The 21,397-nt window shown below is 51.4% G+C and carries 13 protein-coding genes and 1 pseudogene; 12 read left to right on the plus strand and 2 right to left on the minus strand.

The annotated features are described in order from the left end of the window. Positions 1 to 529: 529 nt before the first annotated feature. The 4 genes from AB1656_03990 to AB1656_04005 all read left to right on the plus strand — a co-directional run bounded on the left by AB1656_03990 (position 530) and on the right by AB1656_04005 (position 4,891). Positions 530 to 1,087 carry a prepilin-type N-terminal cleavage/methylation domain-containing protein gene (locus tag AB1656_03990; GenBank protein MEW6234524.1) on the plus strand — a complete coding sequence of 186 codons (558 nt, stop codon included), beginning with the start codon at positions 530 to 532 and terminating at the stop codon, positions 1,085 to 1,087. Positions 1,088 to 1,224: 137 nt separating this feature from the next. Continuing rightward, positions 1,225 to 1,827, plus strand: coding sequence for a prepilin-type N-terminal cleavage/methylation domain-containing protein (locus AB1656_03995; GenBank protein MEW6234525.1), 603 nt, complete (start codon positions 1,225 to 1,227; stop codon positions 1,825 to 1,827). A 916-nt stretch (positions 1,828 to 2,743) separates the two neighbouring features. Further along, a complete protein-coding gene (locus AB1656_04000; protein ID MEW6234526.1) occupies positions 2,744 to 3,454 on the plus strand; it encodes a prepilin-type N-terminal cleavage/methylation domain-containing protein in 711 nt (236 codons plus the stop codon). A 159-nt stretch (positions 3,455 to 3,613) separates the two neighbouring features. Then, entirely contained in the window at positions 3,614 to 4,891 is a 1,278-nt protein-coding gene (locus AB1656_04005) for a Gfo/Idh/MocA family oxidoreductase (protein ID MEW6234527.1), read from the plus strand. Positions 4,892 to 4,929: 38 nt separating this feature from the next. On the opposite strand, the gene folB is transcribed toward AB1656_04005, so the two are convergent. Beyond that, a complete protein-coding gene (gene folB / locus AB1656_04010) occupies positions 4,930 to 5,280 on the minus strand; it encodes a dihydroneopterin aldolase (GenBank protein ID MEW6234528.1) in 351 nt (116 codons plus the stop codon). Between the two features lie 12 nt (positions 5,281 to 5,292). Then, complete coding sequence (locus AB1656_04015) at positions 5,293 to 6,021, minus strand: SDR family oxidoreductase (GenBank protein MEW6234529.1); 729 nt, start codon at positions 6,019 to 6,021, stop codon at positions 5,293 to 5,295. A gap of 602 nt (positions 6,022 to 6,623) precedes the next feature. On the opposite strand from AB1656_04015, the gene AB1656_04020 reads away from it, so the two are divergent. The 8 genes and pseudogenes from AB1656_04020 to AB1656_04055 all read left to right on the plus strand — a co-directional run bounded on the left by AB1656_04020 (position 6,624) and on the right by AB1656_04055 (position 21,275). Beyond that, on the plus strand, positions 6,624 to 14,453 hold the full coding sequence (locus tag AB1656_04020; GenBank protein MEW6234530.1) for a hypothetical protein: 7,830 nt from the start codon (positions 6,624 to 6,626) through the stop codon (positions 14,451 to 14,453). Between the two features lie 387 nt (positions 14,454 to 14,840). Beyond that, positions 14,841 to 16,640: a biosynthetic-type acetolactate synthase large subunit gene (gene ilvB / locus AB1656_04025; protein ID MEW6234531.1), complete on the plus strand. Its 1,800-nt coding sequence runs from the start codon at positions 14,841 to 14,843 to the stop codon at positions 16,638 to 16,640. A 180-nt stretch (positions 16,641 to 16,820) separates the two neighbouring features. Further along, positions 16,821 to 17,342 (plus strand): acetolactate synthase small subunit, encoded by a 522-nt coding sequence (gene ilvN / locus AB1656_04030; protein MEW6234532.1) that lies wholly within the window; start codon positions 16,821 to 16,823, stop codon positions 17,340 to 17,342. Next, the gene (locus AB1656_04035) at positions 17,320 to 17,490 is read left to right on the plus strand and encodes a hypothetical protein (GenBank protein MEW6234533.1); all 171 of its coding nucleotides are present in this window, start codon (positions 17,320 to 17,322) and stop codon (positions 17,488 to 17,490) included. The genes ilvN and AB1656_04035 overlap by 23 nt, the downstream gene beginning before the upstream one ends. After that, the gene (ilvC, locus tag AB1656_04040; GenBank protein MEW6234534.1) at positions 17,468 to 18,463 is read left to right on the plus strand and encodes a ketol-acid reductoisomerase; all 996 of its coding nucleotides are present in this window, start codon (positions 17,468 to 17,470) and stop codon (positions 18,461 to 18,463) included. The genes AB1656_04035 and ilvC overlap by 23 nt, the downstream gene beginning before the upstream one ends. A gap of 232 nt (positions 18,464 to 18,695) precedes the next feature. Continuing rightward, positions 18,696 to 19,346, plus strand: a pseudogene (locus AB1656_04045) (ribonuclease HII). Between the two features lie 75 nt (positions 19,347 to 19,421). Then, positions 19,422 to 19,898 carry a YraN family protein gene (locus tag AB1656_04050; GenBank protein ID MEW6234535.1) on the plus strand — a complete coding sequence of 159 codons (477 nt, stop codon included), beginning with the start codon at positions 19,422 to 19,424 and terminating at the stop codon, positions 19,896 to 19,898. Between the two features lie 516 nt (positions 19,899 to 20,414). Continuing rightward, positions 20,415 to 21,275, plus strand: a complete 861-nt coding sequence (locus tag AB1656_04055) for a hypothetical protein (protein ID MEW6234536.1) — start codon at positions 20,415 to 20,417, stop codon at positions 21,273 to 21,275. Positions 21,276 to 21,397 lie beyond the last annotated feature (122 nt).

The following is a 21,397-nucleotide window of genomic DNA, read 5'->3' on the forward strand; positions in this document are numbered from 1 at the left end:
TGGAACGAATACGGCAAGTCGCAAAGAAGGATGGGAGTACATCCCTATCCGTCGGAGCGCTTGGGCGTCATGACCTGAGGCAGGAGCCCAGTGCGGTAGTTCCGCACGCTGGGATCTGTGCGGGGGGCGTCGGGCAACCGGCGTCCCTACCGCGACCAAAAGTTGTTTTTGCCCTTGATTAAAAAGAGATCATTGCCGAAGGGGCGCGGCTATCGCGCCCCTTCCTGTTTATACAGGCGATACGTCTGCGAATAATGGCTTATACCATTCTGCGTTAGGATTGTTGCTTATAAATTCCCTCGCCCTTTGGGAGAGGGTTAGGGTGAGGGAAATATAAGTCTAATAATATCAACCCTCACCTAACCTCTCCCCATCTTGGGAGAGGAATTTGAAAAGCGACAATCTCAATGCAGATTGGTATTCGTTGAACATCAGGTTTTCACTTTCGTTCTTTTCATATATTCTTATAGATAGAGTCTGTTGCGGGAGGAATGACGAACGGACCGGATGCCGGAAAGGAGAAGAGGCCATGAGACGGCTATGCGGATTCACCTTGATCGAACTTCTGGTCGTGGTGGCTATTATCGGCATCCTGGCCACGATCGCTCTGCCCAATTACCAACACGCCCAAGTGAGAGCCAAGACCTCCGCCGCGCTGGCCGAGATGCAAACCCTTTCCACCGCCATCGAACAATATTATATGGACTACAACACTTATCCTCTCGACGGCAACGATTACGGCGAACGGGCGGAGGAGTATTTCGATCAACGCCGGATTCAGCATATTCTCACCACGCCGACGGCGTATATTTCAGAGATTCCCGGCGATCTGTTTCATGATAAAAGCGTGAGCCATGACGATCCCCTCGTCGCGCGCCATTTCGTCTCCAAGTTCCCCTATCCTTACGTTTATTTCAGTCAAGGCAATTACGCCGTCAATAAGGGAACGGCCAAGGCGTATTTCATCTTCAGCCTGGGTCCCAACCGTCTTTTCGACAACGCCGACTCCCGCGAAGGGGACTATAAGATTTACGATGTTTCTAACGGCATCGTTTCCGAAGGAGACCTTCTACGCAAAGGTCCTTGATCGGCGGCTTGTCCCTATTATCCCTTTCTCTCAATTCCCTGGTTTAGTTTTCACTTAACAAAGCGCCTCCATTTATGCTATACAATATAAGCGTATAGGCGGTTTGCCGCATGTTGGAGAACGAGGAAGGGGAGACGATGAAGAAGAGAAAAAATAAGGGGGCGGCTTTCACTTTAATCGAGCTGTTAATCGTCGTCGCCATCATCGGAATCCTGGCGGCTATCGCCGTTCCCAATTTTCTCAACGCGCAGGTTCGGGCTAAAATAGCGCGAGCCGTAAGCAACATGCGCACGGCGAGTACGGCGCTGGAACAATATTTTCTCGATAATAATTCCTATACCGCCTGGGCGTGGGATTCCACCAATCCAGCCACTCATTATCGCGGCTTCCGTAGTTTGACCACCCCCATTCCTTACGCAACCAGCCTGGCCGTTTTCTATAATCCCTTCAAATCGAATACGCAAAAGGGATTGACCCTCGCCGATGGCCGCGAGTTGGACCCCTACTTCGAATTGGGAACCTGGCTGGCCAAATCGGAAAAAGAATTCGTGGTTCAAATTCCCAATAACGTCTGGCTGCTGGAAAGTTCCGGACCGGATTCAGGCGATGATTACAATGCGGGCAATTTCCCGGTAAAAGGTTTGGTTTATCAACCTTCCAACGGCCTATTCAGCCGAGGCGATCTTTTTCGCGGCGGCGGCGTCCGTCTCCCTGGCTGGGCGTCGGCGTTGACTTATTGACTATCCCGCGCGAAGCAGAATCCGCTTTTCGAATTTTTATCTTAGCGCATCATATCTTGATCGCGCCTCATTTTTTGAGAAGCAGGAGGCTCTTGCAAAGTTAATGAAATCCGTCTTAAAATTCTCCCCCCAAGATGGGAGGGAGTTAGAGGGTGGTTGATTTTAATGGACTTACGTCAACCCCCTCCTAACCTCCCCCAGGCTTGGGGGAGGAATAAAGGAATTTTGCAAGAGGCTCGTAGGAAAAGCGATTTCCGTCTTTAGGCGCCATAATATTTGGGAAGTTCCCGATCTAATTCCCCTTTTGCGCAACATTTTACAATTTCCATAAGACTAATTCTCAAAGGGCGGGATAATCTAAAAAGAAGGAATTTTTGTTTTATATAAAATCTTGGCAGATTGACGGAAGAACATATTCTACGCTATTAATAAATAAAAGAGGAAGAATATATTGTCCGCTTGATGGATTCTCGCGATAAGATAATCCAAGACCAAGTTTACCCTTAGCCGGGGACAAGAAGAGACAATGTAAAAATGACAACTTTTTACATTGCTTATCCTTTATATATACGAAGCCTTTTATCGAAAGGAATAAGTGCGCTTTTTAAATCTTCCACCAAACTGGGGGATAGTTCGAAATAGGTTGATTTTAATTGACTTGAAACAATATCATCCTTGCCACTCCCAAACTTGGGACAGGAATTAAAGAATAACGCAAACGCCATACAGTTTGCTAAAAGAGTAAGAGAGGCAGCAGTCTTATCTATATTCCTCTTGAGTAATAGAATCGGTAAATTATCCTTAAATGTGCTTTGAAAAGAGGTAGAAGTATTCATCGACATCGAGTTTTATATTATTATATATATTCATTTCAGATCACTAAACAAAATATCACTATTTTTCAGGAGAAAAGGTTATGCATTGGTTTCGGGCTAGAAAAAGCGGTTTTACTCTTATTGAACTTCTCATTGTCGTTGCGATCATTGGAATTCTGGCGGCTATCGCTGTTCCTAATTTCTTGAACGCGCAGATCCGGGCGAAGGTAGCGCGCAGTTACAGCGATATGAAATCCACCTCCACAGCGGTGATGATGTTCATCACTGACCGAGGCAAGATGCTGGTGGATATTCGGGATGACGACGACCCGATTGGCACTACGAGGATTCAAAAAGATTTTAACGGCGTGGGTTGGAACGGCGGATCGGGAAACCGCAACAACCTGGCAGTGCTTTCGCCTTTGAGCACGCCGGTCTCTTATTTGAGTTCCATGCCGAAATCGCCCTTCATTCCCAGCCAGTTGCAAACGGCGAGCAGCGGCAACAACGAAGCGTTCGGACGATATGGCAACGACGTATACGCCTATTGGGACAACGATCCGGAAATCAAGGAACCGGCAGGAAACAATCATCAGGATTGGAATTTAAGCGGATTGAGCCGTTACATTCCCAGTTTTAAACCATGGGATTTTATTCTCATCACCTTCGGTCCGGGCGCGGGAAAGGACAATTCCGTCAATACGGCCACTCCTTACCAGCCCTCGAACGGTTTAGTCAGCCCAGGCGAAATCTTCTTAACCAATGGCGGAACCAATAATGAAAATGCGCCGGATACTAAGATTATGAATTGATATAACTTTACGTCTCGATCCAAATTGTTTATCGACAAAAAGAGGCTCCTATATCGCGAGCCTCTTTTTTGTTATAAATTCATAAAGATCGATGCTTATTCTGTTTGGGAAGGTAGCAGCAATATGGAAGGCCGGACAAATTCGAGAAGGAGAGATTTTTTGCGTTCGGCGGCGGGAGGAGTGTCGGCGCTTAGCGCGGCTATGCTTGGCCCGGCATCGGGGAAAACTGTAGGCGCCAACGAGCGCATCAACATTGCCGTCATTGGAACCGGCGGCATGGGAACCAGCCATATCCGCGAATTGATGAAAAGGAAGGAAGAAGTTAACGACGTACAGATCGTCGCCGTTTGCGACGTTTATCAACGCCGTTTGAATCATGCCGCCGAACTCAGCGGCGGCAAGCCCTATCGCTATTATAAAGAGATGTTCAACCAAGAAGATTTGGACGCGATTTATATCGCTACGCCCGATCATTGGCACGCCGCCATTACCATCGACGGCATAAATCGCGGCCTCGACGTTTACGTGCAAAAACCGATGACGCATACGGTGGAAGAAGCGAAGGCCGTTTGGAAAACGGCGGTGAAAACGGGGCGCATCGTTCAAGTTGGCAGCCAACTTACGTCTGAGGATCAATGGTGGCGGGCGCGAGAAGCGATCGACGCGGGCATGATCGGCGAATTGGTGTGGGCGCAGTCTTCCTACGCCCGCAATACGGGGGACAAGGGAGATTGGAACGGCGGCATCAATCCTTTGGCGGGTCCGAACGGCGTAGGCGAAAACAACATCGATTGGAACGAATGGCTGGGACCCGCTCCCAAACGCCCTTGGGACCCCGACCGGTGTTTCCGCTTCCGCAAGTATTGGGACTATTCCGGCGGATTGGCTACCGATTTGTTTTATCACCGGCTAGCGCCGTTGAACATCGCTTTGACGCCCCGTTTTCCCTGGCGAGCAGCGGGCATGGGCGGGATTTGGGTGCATCACGACAGCCGCGAGGTTCCCGATACGTTCCTGATGACCATCGACTACGCGGCGGAATATTCCATCCATATCTCTTCCTCCGGCGCCAATGACGTAGGGCTGGACGATTGCATTCGCGGACATAAGGGAACCATCTACATGCGCGGCGATCATATCGAAGTGGAGGGCAATGGCCCCTACCGGGAGGAATTCAAGAAGAAATACGGCGCGGAAAAAGTGAATATTGCCTGCCAGCCGCGCGACGGCCATACGGAGAATTTTCTCAAGTGCATGAAAACCCGTGAGCAGCCCCATCTCGATCCCTATACGGGATTCAAAGTGCAAGCCGCATTGACGATGAGCACAGATTCCTATCGCCAGAGCAAGATTCTTTATTTCGATGAGAAGAAATTGAAAGTTACGGCGCGGCCGATTTCCCTGCCCAGCCAGAAGCCAGGACCGAATCCGGTTTAAACTAGTTTTTGGATTAAATAACGCAGTTGATTAAGTGCTTATCCTCTACTAACCGTATGCGTCAGCGATACGGAATCCGCGTCCAATATGGCTTGAGGCTTATCCGCTTCCACGGTGGCTTTTGTAATGCGCGCATCTTCCATTACGATGCCGGTTATGCGATTCACAAGCGTTTCAAGCAAAGCAAAACGGGCGTTAGCGCAGGCGTCGGCGATTTTTTGCGCGATGAGTTCGTAATCGACGGCGTCATGGATGTTGTCCGAAGCGGCGGCGGTTTTGGAATCGTATTCCAAGGCGATATTGACGATAATCTCCTGCCGATGAATTCTTTCATGCTTATGAACGCCGATGAAGGCGTTGATTTTCAGATTCTTAATCTTGACGATCATTCCGCCCTTTCCTCATTTCAAATGTTCGCCGCCATCCGCGAAGAGACATTCTCCCGTAACAAAATCGTTGTCCAATAAATAGGAGACGGCGGCGGTTACGTTCTCCACCGATCCTTTGCGCCGCAAGGGGATGCGTTCGCCGCATCGAATTAAATATTCTTCGTCTTCGCCGCGAGGCGGAAGAATCAAGCCAGGGCATACGGCGTTGACGCGGATGCGCGGAGCCAGTTCCTTGGCGGCCATGCGGGTGAATTCGAAAAGCGCTTTTTTCGTCAACGTATAAGCGAAATATTCGACGACCGTACGGGCGATCTTCGTATCCAGCATATTAATGATATGCCCTTGATCGCAACGGCGGGCGAATTCCTGCGAGAGAAAAAAAGGGGCTTTAAAGTTGATATTGAAATGGCGGTCGAAGAGATCGTGGTCCGTTTCCAACAATCGGGCGCGTTCGAAGATGGAAGCGTTGTTGACGAGTACGCAGAAGTCGGAAAAACGGGAGAAAACCTGGGGGATAAGCTCATTGACATCCTTGTCGCTATTCAAGTCGGCGGTGAAGACATGGCATTCCACCTTCATTCTCCGGATGGTTTCCGCCAGCAATTCCGCTTCGGGAAGGGATTGATGGCAATGGAGAACGACGCGGTAGCCTTTACCGGCGAGGAGTAAAGCCAGAGCGCGTCCAATCCGTTTGGCGCCTCCGGTTATTAGAGCCGTTCCTTTTTCGCAGGCTGCATCCATTTTTTTTCTTTCCGTTTTTATATCTTCGATTCTATTATGCCATTGTTCGCAACATAATCTCTCCGATGCAAAAAGGAAGCAAGAGAGAATGAACCGATCTCTTTTTGTTGGCATAGCGAATCGGGGAACAACGGCGATCTGCGCGAACGAGTCGAAGTTCGATGGAAAGAATGATCGCTATTGCGCTTGTATATTTAGGCATCAAGGAGGGCGTTTGAGCCAATTAAGAACGCGTCGAACTCGAGATCTCGAGCGATAAAGATGATTTCTATAAGATAATATTACTTTCTTGACATACTACGCCAAAGGTAGTATATGAGTAGATAATGGCTTAATTTTTAAAAGGTTATGAATTTAAATATTTGGTGAAATATAATATATAATTCATAAAAAATTTTTAAAAAAAATTCAATAAAATATGTTTTTTTGCATTATAAAGTGGTATAGTAATGTGATAGTCTTTTCTTCGGATTATTGATTTATTTGATTTGGGAATCTATTTAACTTAACCGCGAGCCGCATTACACGAGTTAATCCTATTTCATTCTTGGCAGTGTAAAGAAACTTTGCACAACTAATCACTCTATTAGGAGGCTGGACAGATGAGAACCGTACATCTCTTCTTTCTTTCGTTGGTTATTGCATTGAATGGGTATGCGCAAGGCGCCGTCACTACGCCTACGCCGAATGCGTTAACGCCCCCGGTCATCGTGACGGACGATGAAGCGAGTACATTGGATCTTAGCAATGGCGAAGATATCGATTTGGCGGAAGAACGCCAATTGGCCGTAAAGTGGAATATTAATGTCGCCGATGCGCAAACGTTCCACATTTATGTTTCGGATGATGGAAAAAAGGGAGAATATCTGGCCGCCGTCAGCGCCACGGTTAAGATGTTCGTCTGGGGCGCCAATACTCCAGCCGCAGCGGCGAAATTCCGCAGCGGTCCTCAATTCGATCATACCTATCAATTCCAGATTATCGCCGTTTCCGGGATCCCCTTCAAAATCTTAGGACGATTCGATCATGCGGGACCGGTGAAATTCCTGGAAGAAAAGAAAGCGCCGCAGGTTTTCGTTACGGACGATGAAGCGAGTACACTGGACCTGAGCAATGGCGAAGATATCGATTTGGCGGAAGCCCGCAAATTGGCGATCAAGTGGGACATTGAAGCGGCGGATGCGCAGACGTTCCATATTTATGTTTCGGATGACGGAAAATCGGCGGAATATCTGACCGTCGTCAACGCCACGGTTAAAGTATTCGCCTGGGGAATCAATACTCCGACCGTATCGGCGAAATTCCGCAGCGGCCCTCAATTCGGTCATACCTATAAGTTTGCGGTCATTGCGGTTTCCGGACTGCCCTTTAAAGTTTTGGGGCGATTCGAGAATGCGGGACCGGTGAAATTTACGGAAGAAAAGAAAGCGCCCGAGGTCATCGTCACAGACGATGAAGAATCTACGTTGGATTTGAGCAATGGCGAAGACCGCGATTTGGCGGATGCCCGCAAATTGGCCATTAAGTGGGACGTAGAAGTGGCGGATGCGCAAACGTTCCACGTTTACGTAATAGATGACGGAAAAACGGCGGAATTTCTGACCATCGTCAACGCCACAGTTAAAGTATTCGCGTGGGGAATCAATACGCCAGCCGCAGCGGCGAAATTCCGCAGCGGTCCTCAATTCGGACATTCCTATCAGTTCAAAGTCTTCGCGGTATCCGGATTGCCTTTTAAGGTTTTAAGCCGGTTTGAGAATGCGGGGCCGGTGCAATTCTTAGAGGGAACCGATTTGCCGACGGATATGACTCCTTCGGCGGAAGGCAGTCCAACGCCGACGGTAACGCCGACGAAGAAACCGGAAATAACGCCGACGCTTCTTCCAGTCATCGTTACCGACAACTTGCTCACTTTCGATGACTTGAGCAATAAAACGGATTACGATCTGGCGGAGAACCGGGCCTTAGTGATCCGGTGGAATATGGACGTAACCGATGTGGGCGCCGTTCATATTTACCTATTCGAGAAATCCAGTACGGACGACGAATTCCCCGCCGATCCCGCTTTCTTGGGATTTGCGAATAAACCCAGCGATCTCAATTTCGTTTGGAAAGAGAAAGGAACCGGGACGTCGCCTCTGTATAATAAAGGGCCTCAATTCGATTATTCCTATCGCTTCCGCGTCATTTTAATATCGCAAAACCGCAAGGTTATCGCCAAGTACAACACAGTCGGCCCAGTGGATTTCAAACAGGGCGAAGATCTTATTCCTACTATTAAAACGCCCCTTATTACGCCGGTTCGAACTCCCATCATGACGCCGGCGAAAACGCCGATTCTCACTCCGCCCCTAACGCCTATCATCCCGCCGGAATTTACGCCCAAACCTCCGCAGTGCGTGGAAGCGGGAGATTTCTTTACGGCGCCCGCCGATGACTTGAAGGAAGTGCAACTTGGAGTTGTGAAGATTCTGGAAGCCGTTTTGGAAGATGGAACGGAAGTTCCTCTAAGTATAGCCGATTGCGGCAAAGCGGGACGTTTAGGCGTCGTAGTTCCCTGGTCGGAATCTACAGCGTCGAAATTTGCCGTTATTCAATTTATGCCGGAAGTCTGCGATGGAGCCGCGCCAGTTGCAGTCGAGATTACATTAACGCATGGAACGCCGGTTAAATTGATAGCCTTCGACGATAGCGGAGGCATTGTCGACGCCGTTTCGGATTCTGGGAGCGACGCGAGCGATACGCAAACCTTTTTATTGAAGAGTTCCATGGGGATTCGCACCATCCGGATCGAAGGCGCGGAAATCTGCATCTTAAGAATATGCTGGCAGTGCCGCGTCGAGATTCCGCCAGTAGAGTATACGCCCGAACCGTCGAAGTGCGTTGAACCCAGCGAGTATTTCACGGAACCGATAGACGATCTGAAAGAAGTCGAACTTGGGCCGGTAAAAATTCTCGAAGCCAATTTAGCGGATGGTACGGAAGTTCCGTTGAGCGTCAGCGCCTGCGGACCGGATGGCGTCCTGGGCGTCCAAATTCCCTGGTCGGATCCGGAAGCGTCGAAATTCGCCGCCATCGAATTTTCCGATGAAATTTGCGGCGGCGCGGGTCCGCTGGTCGTGGAGATTACTCTGACGCACGGCTCGCCGGTAACGCTAACCGCCCTGGATGAAATGGGATTCGAATTGAATGTCGTTTCCGATCCGGGAAGCGACGCCACCGTGCAGACTTTGGTTCTGAGAAGCCTCGTAGGAATCAAGACGATCTTGATTGAAGGCAATCAAATTTGTATCCTCAAAATCTGCTGGCGCTGCATTGAATATATTCCCGAATGGACGCCAGTTATTACTCCGGAATTTACGCCTCAGCCGCCAGAGTGCGTTGAGGCAAGCGAATTCTTTACCGGTCCAGCCGATAATCTGAGCGAAGTCGTTTTAGATCCGATTGTCATAAAAGAGGCGTTTTTAGCGGACGGAGCGGCAGTGCCTTTAAGCGTATCCGATTGTTCCACGACGGGACGCCTGGGCGTCAACGTCCCCTGGTCGGAATCGACGGCGTCGAAATTCGCCGTAATCGATTTCGCCAGCGATATTTGTCCTGACGGCTTAGGGCCAAAATTCGTCGAAATTACATTGACGCATGGAACGGCGATCACGCTTACCGCACTCGACGCAATGGGAAGCGTGGTAGACGCCGTTTCCGATTCGGGAAGCGACGCAAGTCTCGTCCAACCGTTTGTTTTGCGGAGTTCCGCTGGAATTCGTTCCATCCAGATCAATGGCGCGGAAATCTGTATTTTGAAGATATGCTGGCTCTGCGTAAGCGAAATTCCGATTCCGGAATGGACGCCGATTTACCCGCCGGATTACACGCCGCCTTTAACGCCTTTGCCGCATCGGTGCGTAAGCGCTAGCGACTTCTTTGCGGCGCCGACTGCCGTTGAGGGCGAGGTCGTATTGGGAGCGGTGAAAGTTCTTCCCGGCGTTCTCGCCGATGGAACGATCGTTCCGTTGAATATTAATGATTGCAACGAGGATGGAATTTTGGATGTCAATATCCCGTGGTCGGAATCGACGGGATCGGCTTTCGCCATGATTGAATTCATGCCGGAAGTTTGCGGAGGCTCTGCGCCGCAATTGGTTGAGATTACATTGACGCATGGAACGCCGATCAAATTGACCGCCTTGGACGAAAGTAATGCGGCGGTAGATCTGTTCGACGATCCTGGCAGCGATTCGAGCTTGGTTCAAGTTGTCATCTTGAATAGTCCGACGGGAATTCGTAAAGTCCAGATTGAAGGCGCTGAAATCTGCATTCTGAAAATATGCTGGGTTTGCAAAACCGAAGTTCCTATTCCGGAATGGACGCCGATCATGACTCCCGTCTTGACGCCGTTGCCGCAACGATGCGTGTCCGCAGGCGACTTCTTTACGGCGTCCGCATCGGAATTGAGCGAAGTCTTACTGGGACCGGTGAAAATTCTGCCAGGCGTACTTTCTGACGGAACCGTCGTTCCGTTGAGTGTTAACGATTGCAACGGCGATTCGCGATTGGATGTCAATATCCCATGGTCGGAATCGACGGCGTCTGCTTTCGCCAAAATTGAATTCATGCCGGAAGCCTGCGAAGGCATAGCGCCGCAGTTTGTGGAAATCGCGTTGACGCATGGAACGCCGATCAAGTTGACGGCGTTAGATGACGCCAATGCGGCTGTGGACGTATTCAGCGATCCTGGCAGCGATGCGAGTTTGGCGCAAGTCGTGATTTTGAAGAGTCCGATGGGTATCCGCTCCATCCAGATCGAAGGCGCGGAAATCTGCATTTTGAAAATATGCTGGATCTGCGTAAGTGAGATTACACCGGAAAAAACGCCCCTTTTCACGCCGATGTTTACCCCGATGTTTACGCCGCAGACGCCGTTGCCGGAGATTTGCGTATCCGCTAGCGAATTCTTTACAACGTCCGCGTCGGGATTGAACGAAGTCTTGCTGGGACCCGTGAAAATTCTGCCTGGAGTTCTGGCCGATGGAACCATCGTTCCGTTGAACGTCAACGATTGCAACAGCGATGGACGTTTGGATGTTAATATCCCATGGTCGGAATCGACGGCTTCGGCTTTCGCCGTCATTCAGTTTGCAACGGAAATTTGCGGAGGCGTTGCGCCGCAGGTAGTGGAAATTACGTTGACGCATGGAACGCCGATCAAGTTGACCGCCTTGGATGACGCCAATGCGGCGGTTGATATATTCAGCGATCCCGGCAGCGATCCGAGTTCCGTTCAGACGGCGATCCTGAAGAGTCCGATGGGGATTCGCACTATCCAGATCGAAGGCGCGGAAATCTGCATCCTGAAGATTTGCTGGTACTGCGCAGGCGAAATCATTCCGGGATGGACGCCCGTTATAACTCCATTCCGGACGCCGATCGTCACGCCCATTCTCCCGACTCCCATACGAGAAGTTACTGTTACGGACGATTCGTTGAGTTTCCGCGATCTTAGCGGAGCGGAAGATTACGATTTAGAGGAAAACAGAGAGTTAGTCATTCGCTGGGATATCAAGTTGACGGGCATTACTTTTTATCATATTTGGGTCTATGTCGATAACGCCGCTGCTCCCGTCTATCTGGGTCAAAGCGCCGATCCTAAGGATAATTTTTTGGTATGGAGGAAAAACTCGCCTCGAATTAGCAAAGAATTCCGCAACGGCCCGCAATTCGGCCACTCCTATCAATTCCAAGTCGTTGCCATGAAGTCGGCGGCGGCGGGCGGCGTTTTGGGCCGATTTATGTCAACGGCTCCCGTGAAGTTTCTTGAAGGAATCGATCCCGTTCCGACCGTAGAAAGAACGCCCGTCATGACGCCAGGATTGCCCGAGTTTACGCCGGCGCCGATGATTTGTATTAGCGTAAGCGATTTTTATACGGCGCCCGCAGAGAATTTAAGCGAAGTTTCTTTGGGTCCTGTGAGCATCCTGCCCGCCTATTTATCAGATGGGACGATGGCGCCGTTAAGCGTACTATTGGACAGCGCCAACAACCAGATGGCTGCCTTTATTCCTTGGTCGGAATCGACAGCGTCGAAATTCGCCGTGATCGAATTAGTCCAACCCATATGCGAGAGCGGCATGGGACCTCAAGTCGTTGAGATCACCCTAAGCCATGGAACGCCGATTACATTAACCGCTTTTGACGATAGTGGAATGATTGTCGATACTCTTACGGACGATTCCACGTTTACGGCGGGCGCTCAGGTCAAAATGAAGCTCGCAAGCATTTCGGGAATCCATTCAATCCAAATCGAAGGCGCTGAGGTCTATATTTATAAGTTGTGCGCGTTATGCGTCAGCGATATCCCGTTGCCGGAAATAACTCCAGTCTTCACGCCGATGATGACGCTCCCGCCCCAATTCGAACAATGCGTCGAAGTGAGCGAATATTTTACCGAACCTGTAACCATGTTAGATGAAGCGGCGTTAGGTCCCGTGAAGATCAGCAAGGGAGACAACCGGCTGGCCGTTCCTTTGAGCATATCGGCCTGCAGCAATGACGGCCGCTTGGGCGTCTATATCTCCGCTACTACATCCGCCTATATTGAATTCAGTCCCAACGTATGCGACGGTAATGCGCCGAAAGTCGTGGAAGTGGTGCTTGGCCATGGGACGTTAGCGACGCTTACCGCCTTCGACGACAGCGGCGTGGAGGTTGCCACGGCGGTGGATACGGGCGCCGATTCTTCCATCATCCGAGTGATGCTGTTAAACAGCCCAACGGGAATCCGGAAAATCAAAATCGAAGGCGCAGATATCTGCATCGTAAAAATCTGCTGGCAATGTTTTGAGATTCCCATCACCCCAATGATGACGCCGATGTTCACTCCAGGCAAAACGCCTTTTATCACCCCTGGTTTTACGCCGGTATTAACGCCGATATCGACTCTTCCTATTCCTACGCCAGCAGGGCCAGCGAAGATTATCTATTCGGAAGAGGGAAATACGATGGTGGCTTTTTGGATTTGGGATTTCACCAGTTCGCCAAGAGTCCCCGTCACAAATTCTGAGATTGGATTGCAAACGGGCGATGATGTCGATGCGCTCGGATTGGGTGAAGATTACAGCCGATTCGACGAATTCCGTTGCGACGTATTCTCCCTCAGCGCTGGATCGGTGGGAACGAGCGGCGATTTGTTAGCGAGATCGAGCTCCGGAAAACCTATCGAGCGGGATATCTATCGAGAAGATCACGCTTCAATGAACGTTCTCTATATTGACGATCTCATCAGCCAGAGCATGGGCGGCGGAACAGCGAGCGGAGTGATCGACGATTTCGACATTGGGCCTATTGCTCAAGGAAGTTGGGTCTATTTCTCGTTAACGCCAGGTTCCCCCACGCTTGCATTGGGCTATTCGCCCAGCGATGTTTTAGTAAGCCAGTATGGAATACCCGGTTCGCTAAAGGTTTATGCCCATGCGGTGGATTTAGGCAGTCCTCCGGATATCGATGCGCTGTCCATCTATGATGCGGCGGGCGACGCCGTGTACGATCCGGCGATGGATTATATTATCTATTCCGATCATACGCCGGGCGTAGGCGTAGTATATCATTACGGATTCGGCAGTCCGGTTGGCAATTCGGCGCATAGCCATTCGCAATTCGGACTATTGGATTCGGATAATATTTATGGGTTGGAACATATTTATTTAGTACAACCTCAAATCACGCCTGGAACGGTAGTAACGCCGATGGGTACGCCAATGGGCACGCCGTTCCCGCCCATGACGCCGATGGGCACGCCGTTCCCGCCCATAACGCCGATGGGTACCCCGTTCCCGCCCATGACGCCAATGGGCACGCCGTTCCCGCCCATGACGCCGATGGGTACGCCGATGCCTCCGTTTGAGACCCCGCCGCCGATGGATACTCCAATGGGTACGCCGCCCCCAATGGGCACGCCGTTCCCACCCATGACGCCGATGGGCACGCCAATGCCTCCATTAGAAACGCCGCCGCCGATGGGTACTCCGATGGAGTCGCCGCCGCCAATGGGCACGCCGATGGGTACGCCGATGCCTCCGCTAGAGACGCCGCCGCCGATGGGTACCCCGATGGGCACGCCGCCGCCGGTGAATACGCCAATGCCAACTATGCCGCCGCTGGATACGCCGTTGCCGACAATGCCGCCGGTGAATACGCCGATGCCGACAATGCCGCCCATGGAAACGCCGCCGCCCATGCCGACGAACACGCCGATGCCGCCGCCCATGCCGACGAATACGCCGATGCCGCCGCCCATGCCGACGAACACGCCAATGCCGCCGCCCATGCCGACGAACACGCCAATGCCGCCGCCCATGCCGACGGATACGCCAATGCCGCCGCCCATGCCGACGAACACGCCAATGCCGCCGCCCATGCCGACGCCGACTCCTTTTTAAGTGGATGGAAAGGTGAGTGGATTTATCGGAAATAATAAAAAACGCATCGTTTCACTTGACGGAATGAAGTTTTGAAATAAAATGGTTTTCTTAATTGAGAGCCCCATATTCTTTAATGGGGAAACGTTACGGAAAATAAACGAAATTTCATGAGCCGCAATAACCTTACCTTAGAGCAGATTATTAGCGCCCTCGTACTCGTAGTCGGTGTACGAACGCCCACTGCTTTAGGGAGCGGCGGCTGATCGAACAACCAGAACTCCTAAAAGCCGTGGGCGAAAGAAAAAGCGCTCACGGCTTTTTTGTTTGCGCGTTTTCCTATCAATTGAAAATTATCGATTAACCATAGAACTTAACATTGCATGAGAAAAAGAAGGAGGCTTTACGATGTCGAGCTATTCTCAAACCGCAAAACCGGCCAAAAAGAAACAGGCCAATGCAGTTCAATCAGCTCCCTGCCGCAAAAAGGGAGCGGAAATCGTCGTTGACGCGCTGGAAAGAGAAGGCGTGGAAGTGGTTTTCGGATACCCCGGCGGGGCGATTATCGACGTGTTCGATATGCTCAACCAATCCGACAAGTTCCAATTCATACTCACGCGGCACGAACAGGGCGCCATGCACATGGCGGAAGGCTACGCTCGCGCTACGGGCAAGGTCGGCTGCGTAATCGTAACGTCAGGACCCGGCGCCACCAACACGGTAACGGGATTGGCGGACGCCATGATGGATTCGACGCCGATCGTCGTCATTTCGGGGCAGGTCGCATCCCATCTTATCGGCAACGACGCCTTTCAGGAAGCCGACGTCGTGGGCATCACCCGTCCTGTAACGAAGCATAATTATCTCGTGAAAAATATCCAAGAACTGCCGCAATTGTTAAAGAATACGTTCCATATCGCCCGCACGGGACGGCAAGGGCCGGCGTTGATCGATATTCCCAAGGACATCCAAAAACAGACATTGGAGAACTATGTTTATCCCAGCGAACCGGCGTTGCCGGGATATCGCATTCAAACGAAGCCTGCGGCGGAGAATGTCGCGAAGGCGTGGGAGATGATCTATTCCTCCAAGCGGCCGTTGATCTATGCTGGAGGCGGCGTCATCAACTCCAACGCCGCCGACGAATTGTTCGTGCTCGCCACCAAGGCCAACATCCCCGTTACCACGACGCTGATGGGATTGGGCGCTTTCCCCGAAACCCATCCGCTTTCGCTTCACATGCTGGGAATGCACGGAACGGTCTACGCCAACAAAGCCGTTCAAGCGTGCGACTGCTTGATCGCCGTGGGATCGCGCTTCGACGACCGTGTGACGGGCAAAATCTCGGAATTTGCGCCCCATGCGAAAATTATCCATATGGATATCGATCCCTCTTCCATCAGCAAGAACGTGGCGGTAGACGTCGACTTGATCGGCGACGTGAAGGAAATCCTCACGATGCTGAATCCCCTGGCGAAGCGATGCGATGCGGACGAATGGTTGATGCAGGTTGAAGATTGGAAGAAAAAACATCCGCTTCGTTACAAAAAGCATGGGGATTCGGAAGAGATATTGCCTCAGGAGTTGATCGAAGAGATCAACAAGGCCGCCAACGACGACGCCATCGTCGCCAGCGAAGTAGGACAACATCAGATGTGGGCGGCGCAGCATTTCGCCTTTACCCGTCCTCGCACCTGGATTACGTCCGGCGGACTAGGCACGATGGGATTCGGCTTTCCGGCGGCGATCGGAGCGCAACGCGCTTTTCCCGGACGGCAGGTTATCCTCATCGCCGGAGACGGTTCCATCCAGATGAACATCCAGGAACTGGCGACGGCGGCTTATTATAACCTTCCAGTCAAAGTCATCATCTTGAACAATGGCTGGCTGGGCATGGTGCGGCAGTGGCAAGACTTATTTTACGGGAAAAATTATTCCGCAACGGAATTGACGAGGCCGGGAGGCGACGGTTCTCCGGGAGATTGGAAAGCCGCCGAGTATTTGCCTCGCTTCGATATACTGGCGCAAGCTTATGGCTGTTGGGGCCGCAGCGTCTCGCAGCGGAGCGAGCTCGACGGCGCTCTGAAGGAATGCCTGGCGGCGGAAGGTCCCGCGATTCTTGAAGTGAAAGTGTCTCGAGAAGAAAACGTTTATCCTATGGTTCCCGCCGGGGCGTCGTTGAATCAGATCATGGACGGCATGGCGTAATGGAATGATGAATGATGAATGATGAAAAAAGTAGGATGGGTCGCGTTTTTTGACCCATCGGTATTTGTGGGATGGAATTGTTGATGGGTCAAACGGCGCGACCCATCCTACTGGGGGACTGTGAGACTTGTTTCTTGGTCTCAAGGTCTCAAGGTCTCAAAGTATAAAGGAGTTGAAAAAATGATTCGACGGCATATCTTTTACGTGCTGGTGGAGAACCGCTCCGGCGTGCTCGCGCGAGTGGCCGGATTGTTTTCCGCCCGCGGATTCAATATCGAAAGCCTCTCCGTGGCGGAGACGGAAAATCCGGAAGTCTCGCGCATGACCATCGTCGTTCCCGGCGACGACAAAATTTTGGATCAAGTGCGCAAACAGCTGAACAAGCTAGTGGACGTGCACGAGTGCCATGATTTCTCGATGGAGGCGCAGGACATCATTTCTCGCGAGCTGATTCTATGCAAAGTGAACGCAACGCCTACCCAACGGGGCGAGATCGTGGAGATCGCCAATATCTTCCGCGCCCGAATCGCCGACGTGGGGCTGGAAACGATGGTGATCGAAGCCACGGGCGAGCAGGAAAAGATCAAAGCGCTTCTGAAACTGCTGGAGCCTTATGGCATCACCGAAGTGGCTCGCGGCGGACGAGTGGCCATGACGCGGGGCAAGTCCGAAGTCAATCATGCGGCGCTGGCGCTGGCCTGATGCGGCGATCGAACGCCGTCGCGAGAAGCTGGAATCCTATAATGAATTCCTGTTTGCCAATATGATAGACGGGGAAGAACAGAAACCGATTTCAAACGCAAACGTTTTTATAAAGGAGAACGAACATGGTGAAAATGTATTACGATGACGATGCGGATCTTGGATTGCTGAAAGATAAAACCGTAGCCATTATCGGATACGGCAGCCAGGGGCACGCTCATTCTCAGAATCTGCGCGACAGCGGCGTCAAGGTGATCGTGGCGGAAATTCCGGGGCCGAATTACGATCAAGCCAAAGCGGATGGATTCGAAATATTCACAGCGGCGGAAGCGGCCAAGAGGGGCGATTTGCTCACCATCACCGTCCCGGATCAATATCAAGCGGCGGTATATAGCAAAGAAATCGCGGCGGAGATGAAGAAAGGGAAAACTCTTCTCTTCGCGCATGGATTCAACATTCATTTCGGACAGATTATTCCTCCTCCGGGCGTCGACGTCATCATGTGCGCTCCCAAAGGCCCCGGCCATCTGGTGCGGCGCGTATTCCAGGAAGGCGGCGGCGTGCCCGCCTTGATCGCCGTGCATAAGAACGAATCAGGCAAGGCCAAGGAAGTCGCCCTGGCCTATGCGCGCGGCATCGGCGGAACGCGGGCGGGCGTTATCGAAACCACGTTTGCAGAAGAGACGGAGACGGATCTGTTCGGCGAACAAGTCGTTCTCTGCGGCGGTTTGACGGCGCTGGTCAAGGCCAGTTTCGAAACGTTGGTGGAAGCGGGCTATCAGCCGGAAATGGCCTATTTCGAATGCTGCCACGAATTGAAATTGATCGTGGATCTTATTTACGAAAACGGCATTGCTGGAATGCGCTACAGCATCTCCGACACAGCGGAATATGGCGATCTGACGCGCGGGCCGCGCATTATCAACGACGATATCAAAAAGGAAATGCGCGTAATTCTAAAGGAAATCCAGAACGGCGAATTCGCCCGCGAATGGATATTGGAAAACCAGGCGAACCGCCCAGTATACAACGCTCTGCGCAATAAGGACTTGGATCATCCTGTGGAAAAAGTGGGCAAAAAACTACGCGAGTTGATGTCCTGGTTGAAGAAAAAGAAATAAAGCCATTCGCCGATTATTCCCTCATCCTAATCCTCACTCAAAGGACGAGGGGATGCTGGTAAACTGTAGGGTGGGCTCAAAGCGAAGCGCAGCCCACCAGAGGCGATAGGGAGACTAGAGGACAAGGTGACAGGGCAACCAGTCTCCCAGTCTCCCAAAAGGGGCGATCATACATTGCGCCCCTTTTTCTATTTTTGCCAATTTGGCATGATGTCGGGAAGGCGAAATCGACATGAAAGCCAAACCGATAGTCCAGGAAGAATCCTTTGCCCGAGAACGCGCGCTTCGAGAGAAGGGCTATCGTTTAATCGCGGGCGTGGACGAAGCGGGGCGTGGTCCTTTGGCCGGTCCCGTCGTAGCGGCCGCTATTATTCTACCTCCCGATATCGATCCGCCGGTTTTGGCGGGAGTGCGCGATTCGAAGCTGCTGAGCGAGCCGGCCCGCGAGCAAATGTACGATCTGCTGACGCGCAAGGCTTTCTCTTACGCCGTCGCCCAGGCTTCGGCCCGTGAGATCGAGGCGCTCGATATCCGCAAAGCTTCGCTGTTGGCGATGAAACGGGCGGTGGAGCGCTTGCAGACGCCGCCGGATTACGTCCTGGTTGACGGGCGGGATTATCCCAATATCGCCCCGACGGGCGAGGCCATCGTAAAGGGGGATCGATTGTGCGTCAGCGTGGGCGCGGCCTCGATCCTGGCCAAAGTGATCCGGGACCGAATCATGACGGCCCTTCATGTGCGATATCCGGCCTACGGCTTCGATGGGCATAAAGGCTACCCCACGGAATATCACAGGGCGGCGCTGCAAATCTTCGGCGCTTGCGAACAGCATCGCTCCACGTTCTCGCCGGTATCGGATTGCCTGCTGGCTCCTGAACCAAGCGCCGCTTTTACCCGTTGCGTAAAACAAATCGGAGAATGCAATCATGCGGATCAAATCCAATCGCTTCTCGATCTTCTGGCTTCCTATACGCTCTCGGAATCGGAACGCTGCTATCTGAAAAACCGCGCTCATCAACGCGCCGAATTTCTGAAGCGCAAAGAACGGATTCTCCATCCCGCTTCCGTGGATATTGGTTCGAATTGGGAAGCGTTCGCCGCCGAGCATCTACGGAAACAGGGTTATGAAATCTGGGAGCGGAATTACCGGGGAAGCCGAGGGGAAATCGACCTGGTGGCCAATAAAGGGACGCAAATCGTTTTCGTCGAAGTAAAAGCGCGGACGTCGGCGCAATTTGGAATGCCTTACGAAGCTATCGGCCGCAAAAAGCGCCAGGCGATGATTCGAACGGCGGAGGAATATCTTGTTAAGCGCGATTTGCTGACGGGATGGGATATCCGCTACGACGCCGCTTCCATCCTGGCGCCTAAAGGTGAGCCGCCGAGAATGGATTATTTCGAGGACGTCTTTCGGGTGGAGGAAGAATTCTATTAACTTCTGCTGCGAACCTGGGAGCGCAGGCGTCCCGCCCGCAAATTGGAGGAACCGTTCAAAAGCGGCGCTTGGGATTAATTTCTGATGCGTTTTCGAATCGCGAAACCACGAAAAGGCGCGAATTCCACGAAATTTTTGAATCACGGATGCCACGGATTCTTTTGGATTTCACGGAAAAATCGTTCTCATAACACGATTCCTTGCGCCAACTTTTTTTTCTTTTTTCGTGGTTTTCTTTTTCATTTCGTGCTTTCGTGATTCAATCGATGAGAGTAAGAGATTTCTTTAATTTCTCATATCGCGCGTAACATGAGTTATTAATTTATATTGCGTTCCAAATTAGGCTGCCAATCCCATTCGTTTTCCATAAACCTCCTGACAATATCAATTCGATTTATACTATATATACTAAATAGGCATAATCCAAATAGGGCGCGTCGGACGGCTCTCGCAGAGAAATGATAATCTCAACGGGCCGGATTCATCCACCGCGATAAACCAACGAAGAGGCTCGAAATGAAGAAGAAATTTTTGGCTCCAATCGTCCTGGCAGTGATGTTGATTGCTCCTTCTCTTTGTCAGGCAGGATTCAACTGGCAAAAAAATCTTGACGAAACCTTGAAAATGGGGAAAGAAAAGAATATTCCCGTCTTTGCTTATTTCTATCACCCTTATGACAACAAAGAAGACAAGCAAGTTTGGATGAGTCCTCTCCTGGCGCAATTTTATTCCAAATTTCTCGCTGTGGGGATCAATATTATCTCCAATAGCGAACTGGCGGGCGAGTATGGGACGCGGGTTTATCCCAGCGTGCTCTTTTTCGATCCCCTGGGACGGGAGATTTACGCATTGCGCGTCGAGGAGAGCAATAACGTCCTGCAACGGACGGAACTGGCGCTGCGGATGAAAAAAGTACTGCAGTCGATCGACGAATTCAGCCTGTTGGAAGGTCAGCTGGAAACAACGCGGATGAATCCTAAGATGCTGCTGCTCTACGCGAAGGGATTGCGCGACCGCGCGATATTCGATAAGGCGGACGCCGAGTTTAACCGTCTGTTCGCTATGCCGAACATCGACTCCGATTTGATGAAAGAGGCGCGCGAAGATTATTCCCTCATGGTTTTTTTGAAAGCGACGCGGGATTTTTATAAAGGGGATTACGATCTATGCATCGACGCCTTGAAGCGGTTTATGCAAAAAAATCCGGAGTCAACCTCCATTTATCACGCCCAGTTCATTCTGGGCATCGCCCTGTACGAATCGGGCAATCAAAAAGAGGGCGTGAAGGAATTGGGAAAATTATCCAAAGATTCCAAGGCGGGAGTTTTTCAAGAGAAGGCTGAAATGTACCTTAAGGAAAAGAAGGGAGGGAAGTAATCCTGCGACTCGTTCACAGCGACTGCCGCCAATACGTTGGGGATCGTCCCTGCCAGCCGCACAAGGAATTCGGCGTATTCTGCGAGAACTGCCCCCATTACGATCCGGCGGAGACGCGGATT

It is taken from the genome of Candidatus Omnitrophota bacterium, assembly GCA_040755155.1.
GTDB lineage: Bacteria > Hinthialibacterota > Hinthialibacteria > Hinthialibacterales > Hinthialibacteraceae > JBFMBP01.

Bases quoted from the DNA above. Each gene is read 5' to 3' on its own strand.
- AB1656_04020 (MEW6234530.1), top strand. From the start codon at position 6,624: ATGAGAACCGTACATCTCTTCTTTCTTTCGTTGGTTATTGCATTGAAT.
- AB1656_04015 (MEW6234529.1), bottom strand. From the start codon at position 6,021: ATGGATGCAGCCTGCGAAAAAGGAACGGCTCTAATAACCGGAGGCGCC.
- AB1656_03990 (MEW6234524.1), top strand. From the start codon at position 530: ATGAGACGGCTATGCGGATTCACCTTGATCGAACTTCTGGTCGTGGTG.
- AB1656_04000 (MEW6234526.1), top strand. From the start codon at position 2,744: ATGCATTGGTTTCGGGCTAGAAAAAGCGGTTTTACTCTTATTGAACTT.
- ilvN (MEW6234532.1), top strand. From the start codon at position 16,821: ATGATTCGACGGCATATCTTTTACGTGCTGGTGGAGAACCGCTCCGGC.
- ilvB (MEW6234531.1), top strand. From the start codon at position 14,841: ATGTCGAGCTATTCTCAAACCGCAAAACCGGCCAAAAAGAAACAGGCC.
- folB (MEW6234528.1), bottom strand. From the start codon at position 5,280: ATGATCGTCAAGATTAAGAATCTGAAAATCAACGCCTTCATCGGCGTT.
- AB1656_03995 (MEW6234525.1), top strand. From the start codon at position 1,225: ATGAAGAAGAGAAAAAATAAGGGGGCGGCTTTCACTTTAATCGAGCTG.
- AB1656_04055 (MEW6234536.1), top strand. From the start codon at position 20,415: ATGAAGAAGAAATTTTTGGCTCCAATCGTCCTGGCAGTGATGTTGATT.
- AB1656_04035 (MEW6234533.1), top strand. From the start codon at position 17,320: ATGCGGCGCTGGCGCTGGCCTGATGCGGCGATCGAACGCCGTCGCGAG.
- ilvC (MEW6234534.1), top strand. From the start codon at position 17,468: ATGGTGAAAATGTATTACGATGACGATGCGGATCTTGGATTGCTGAAA.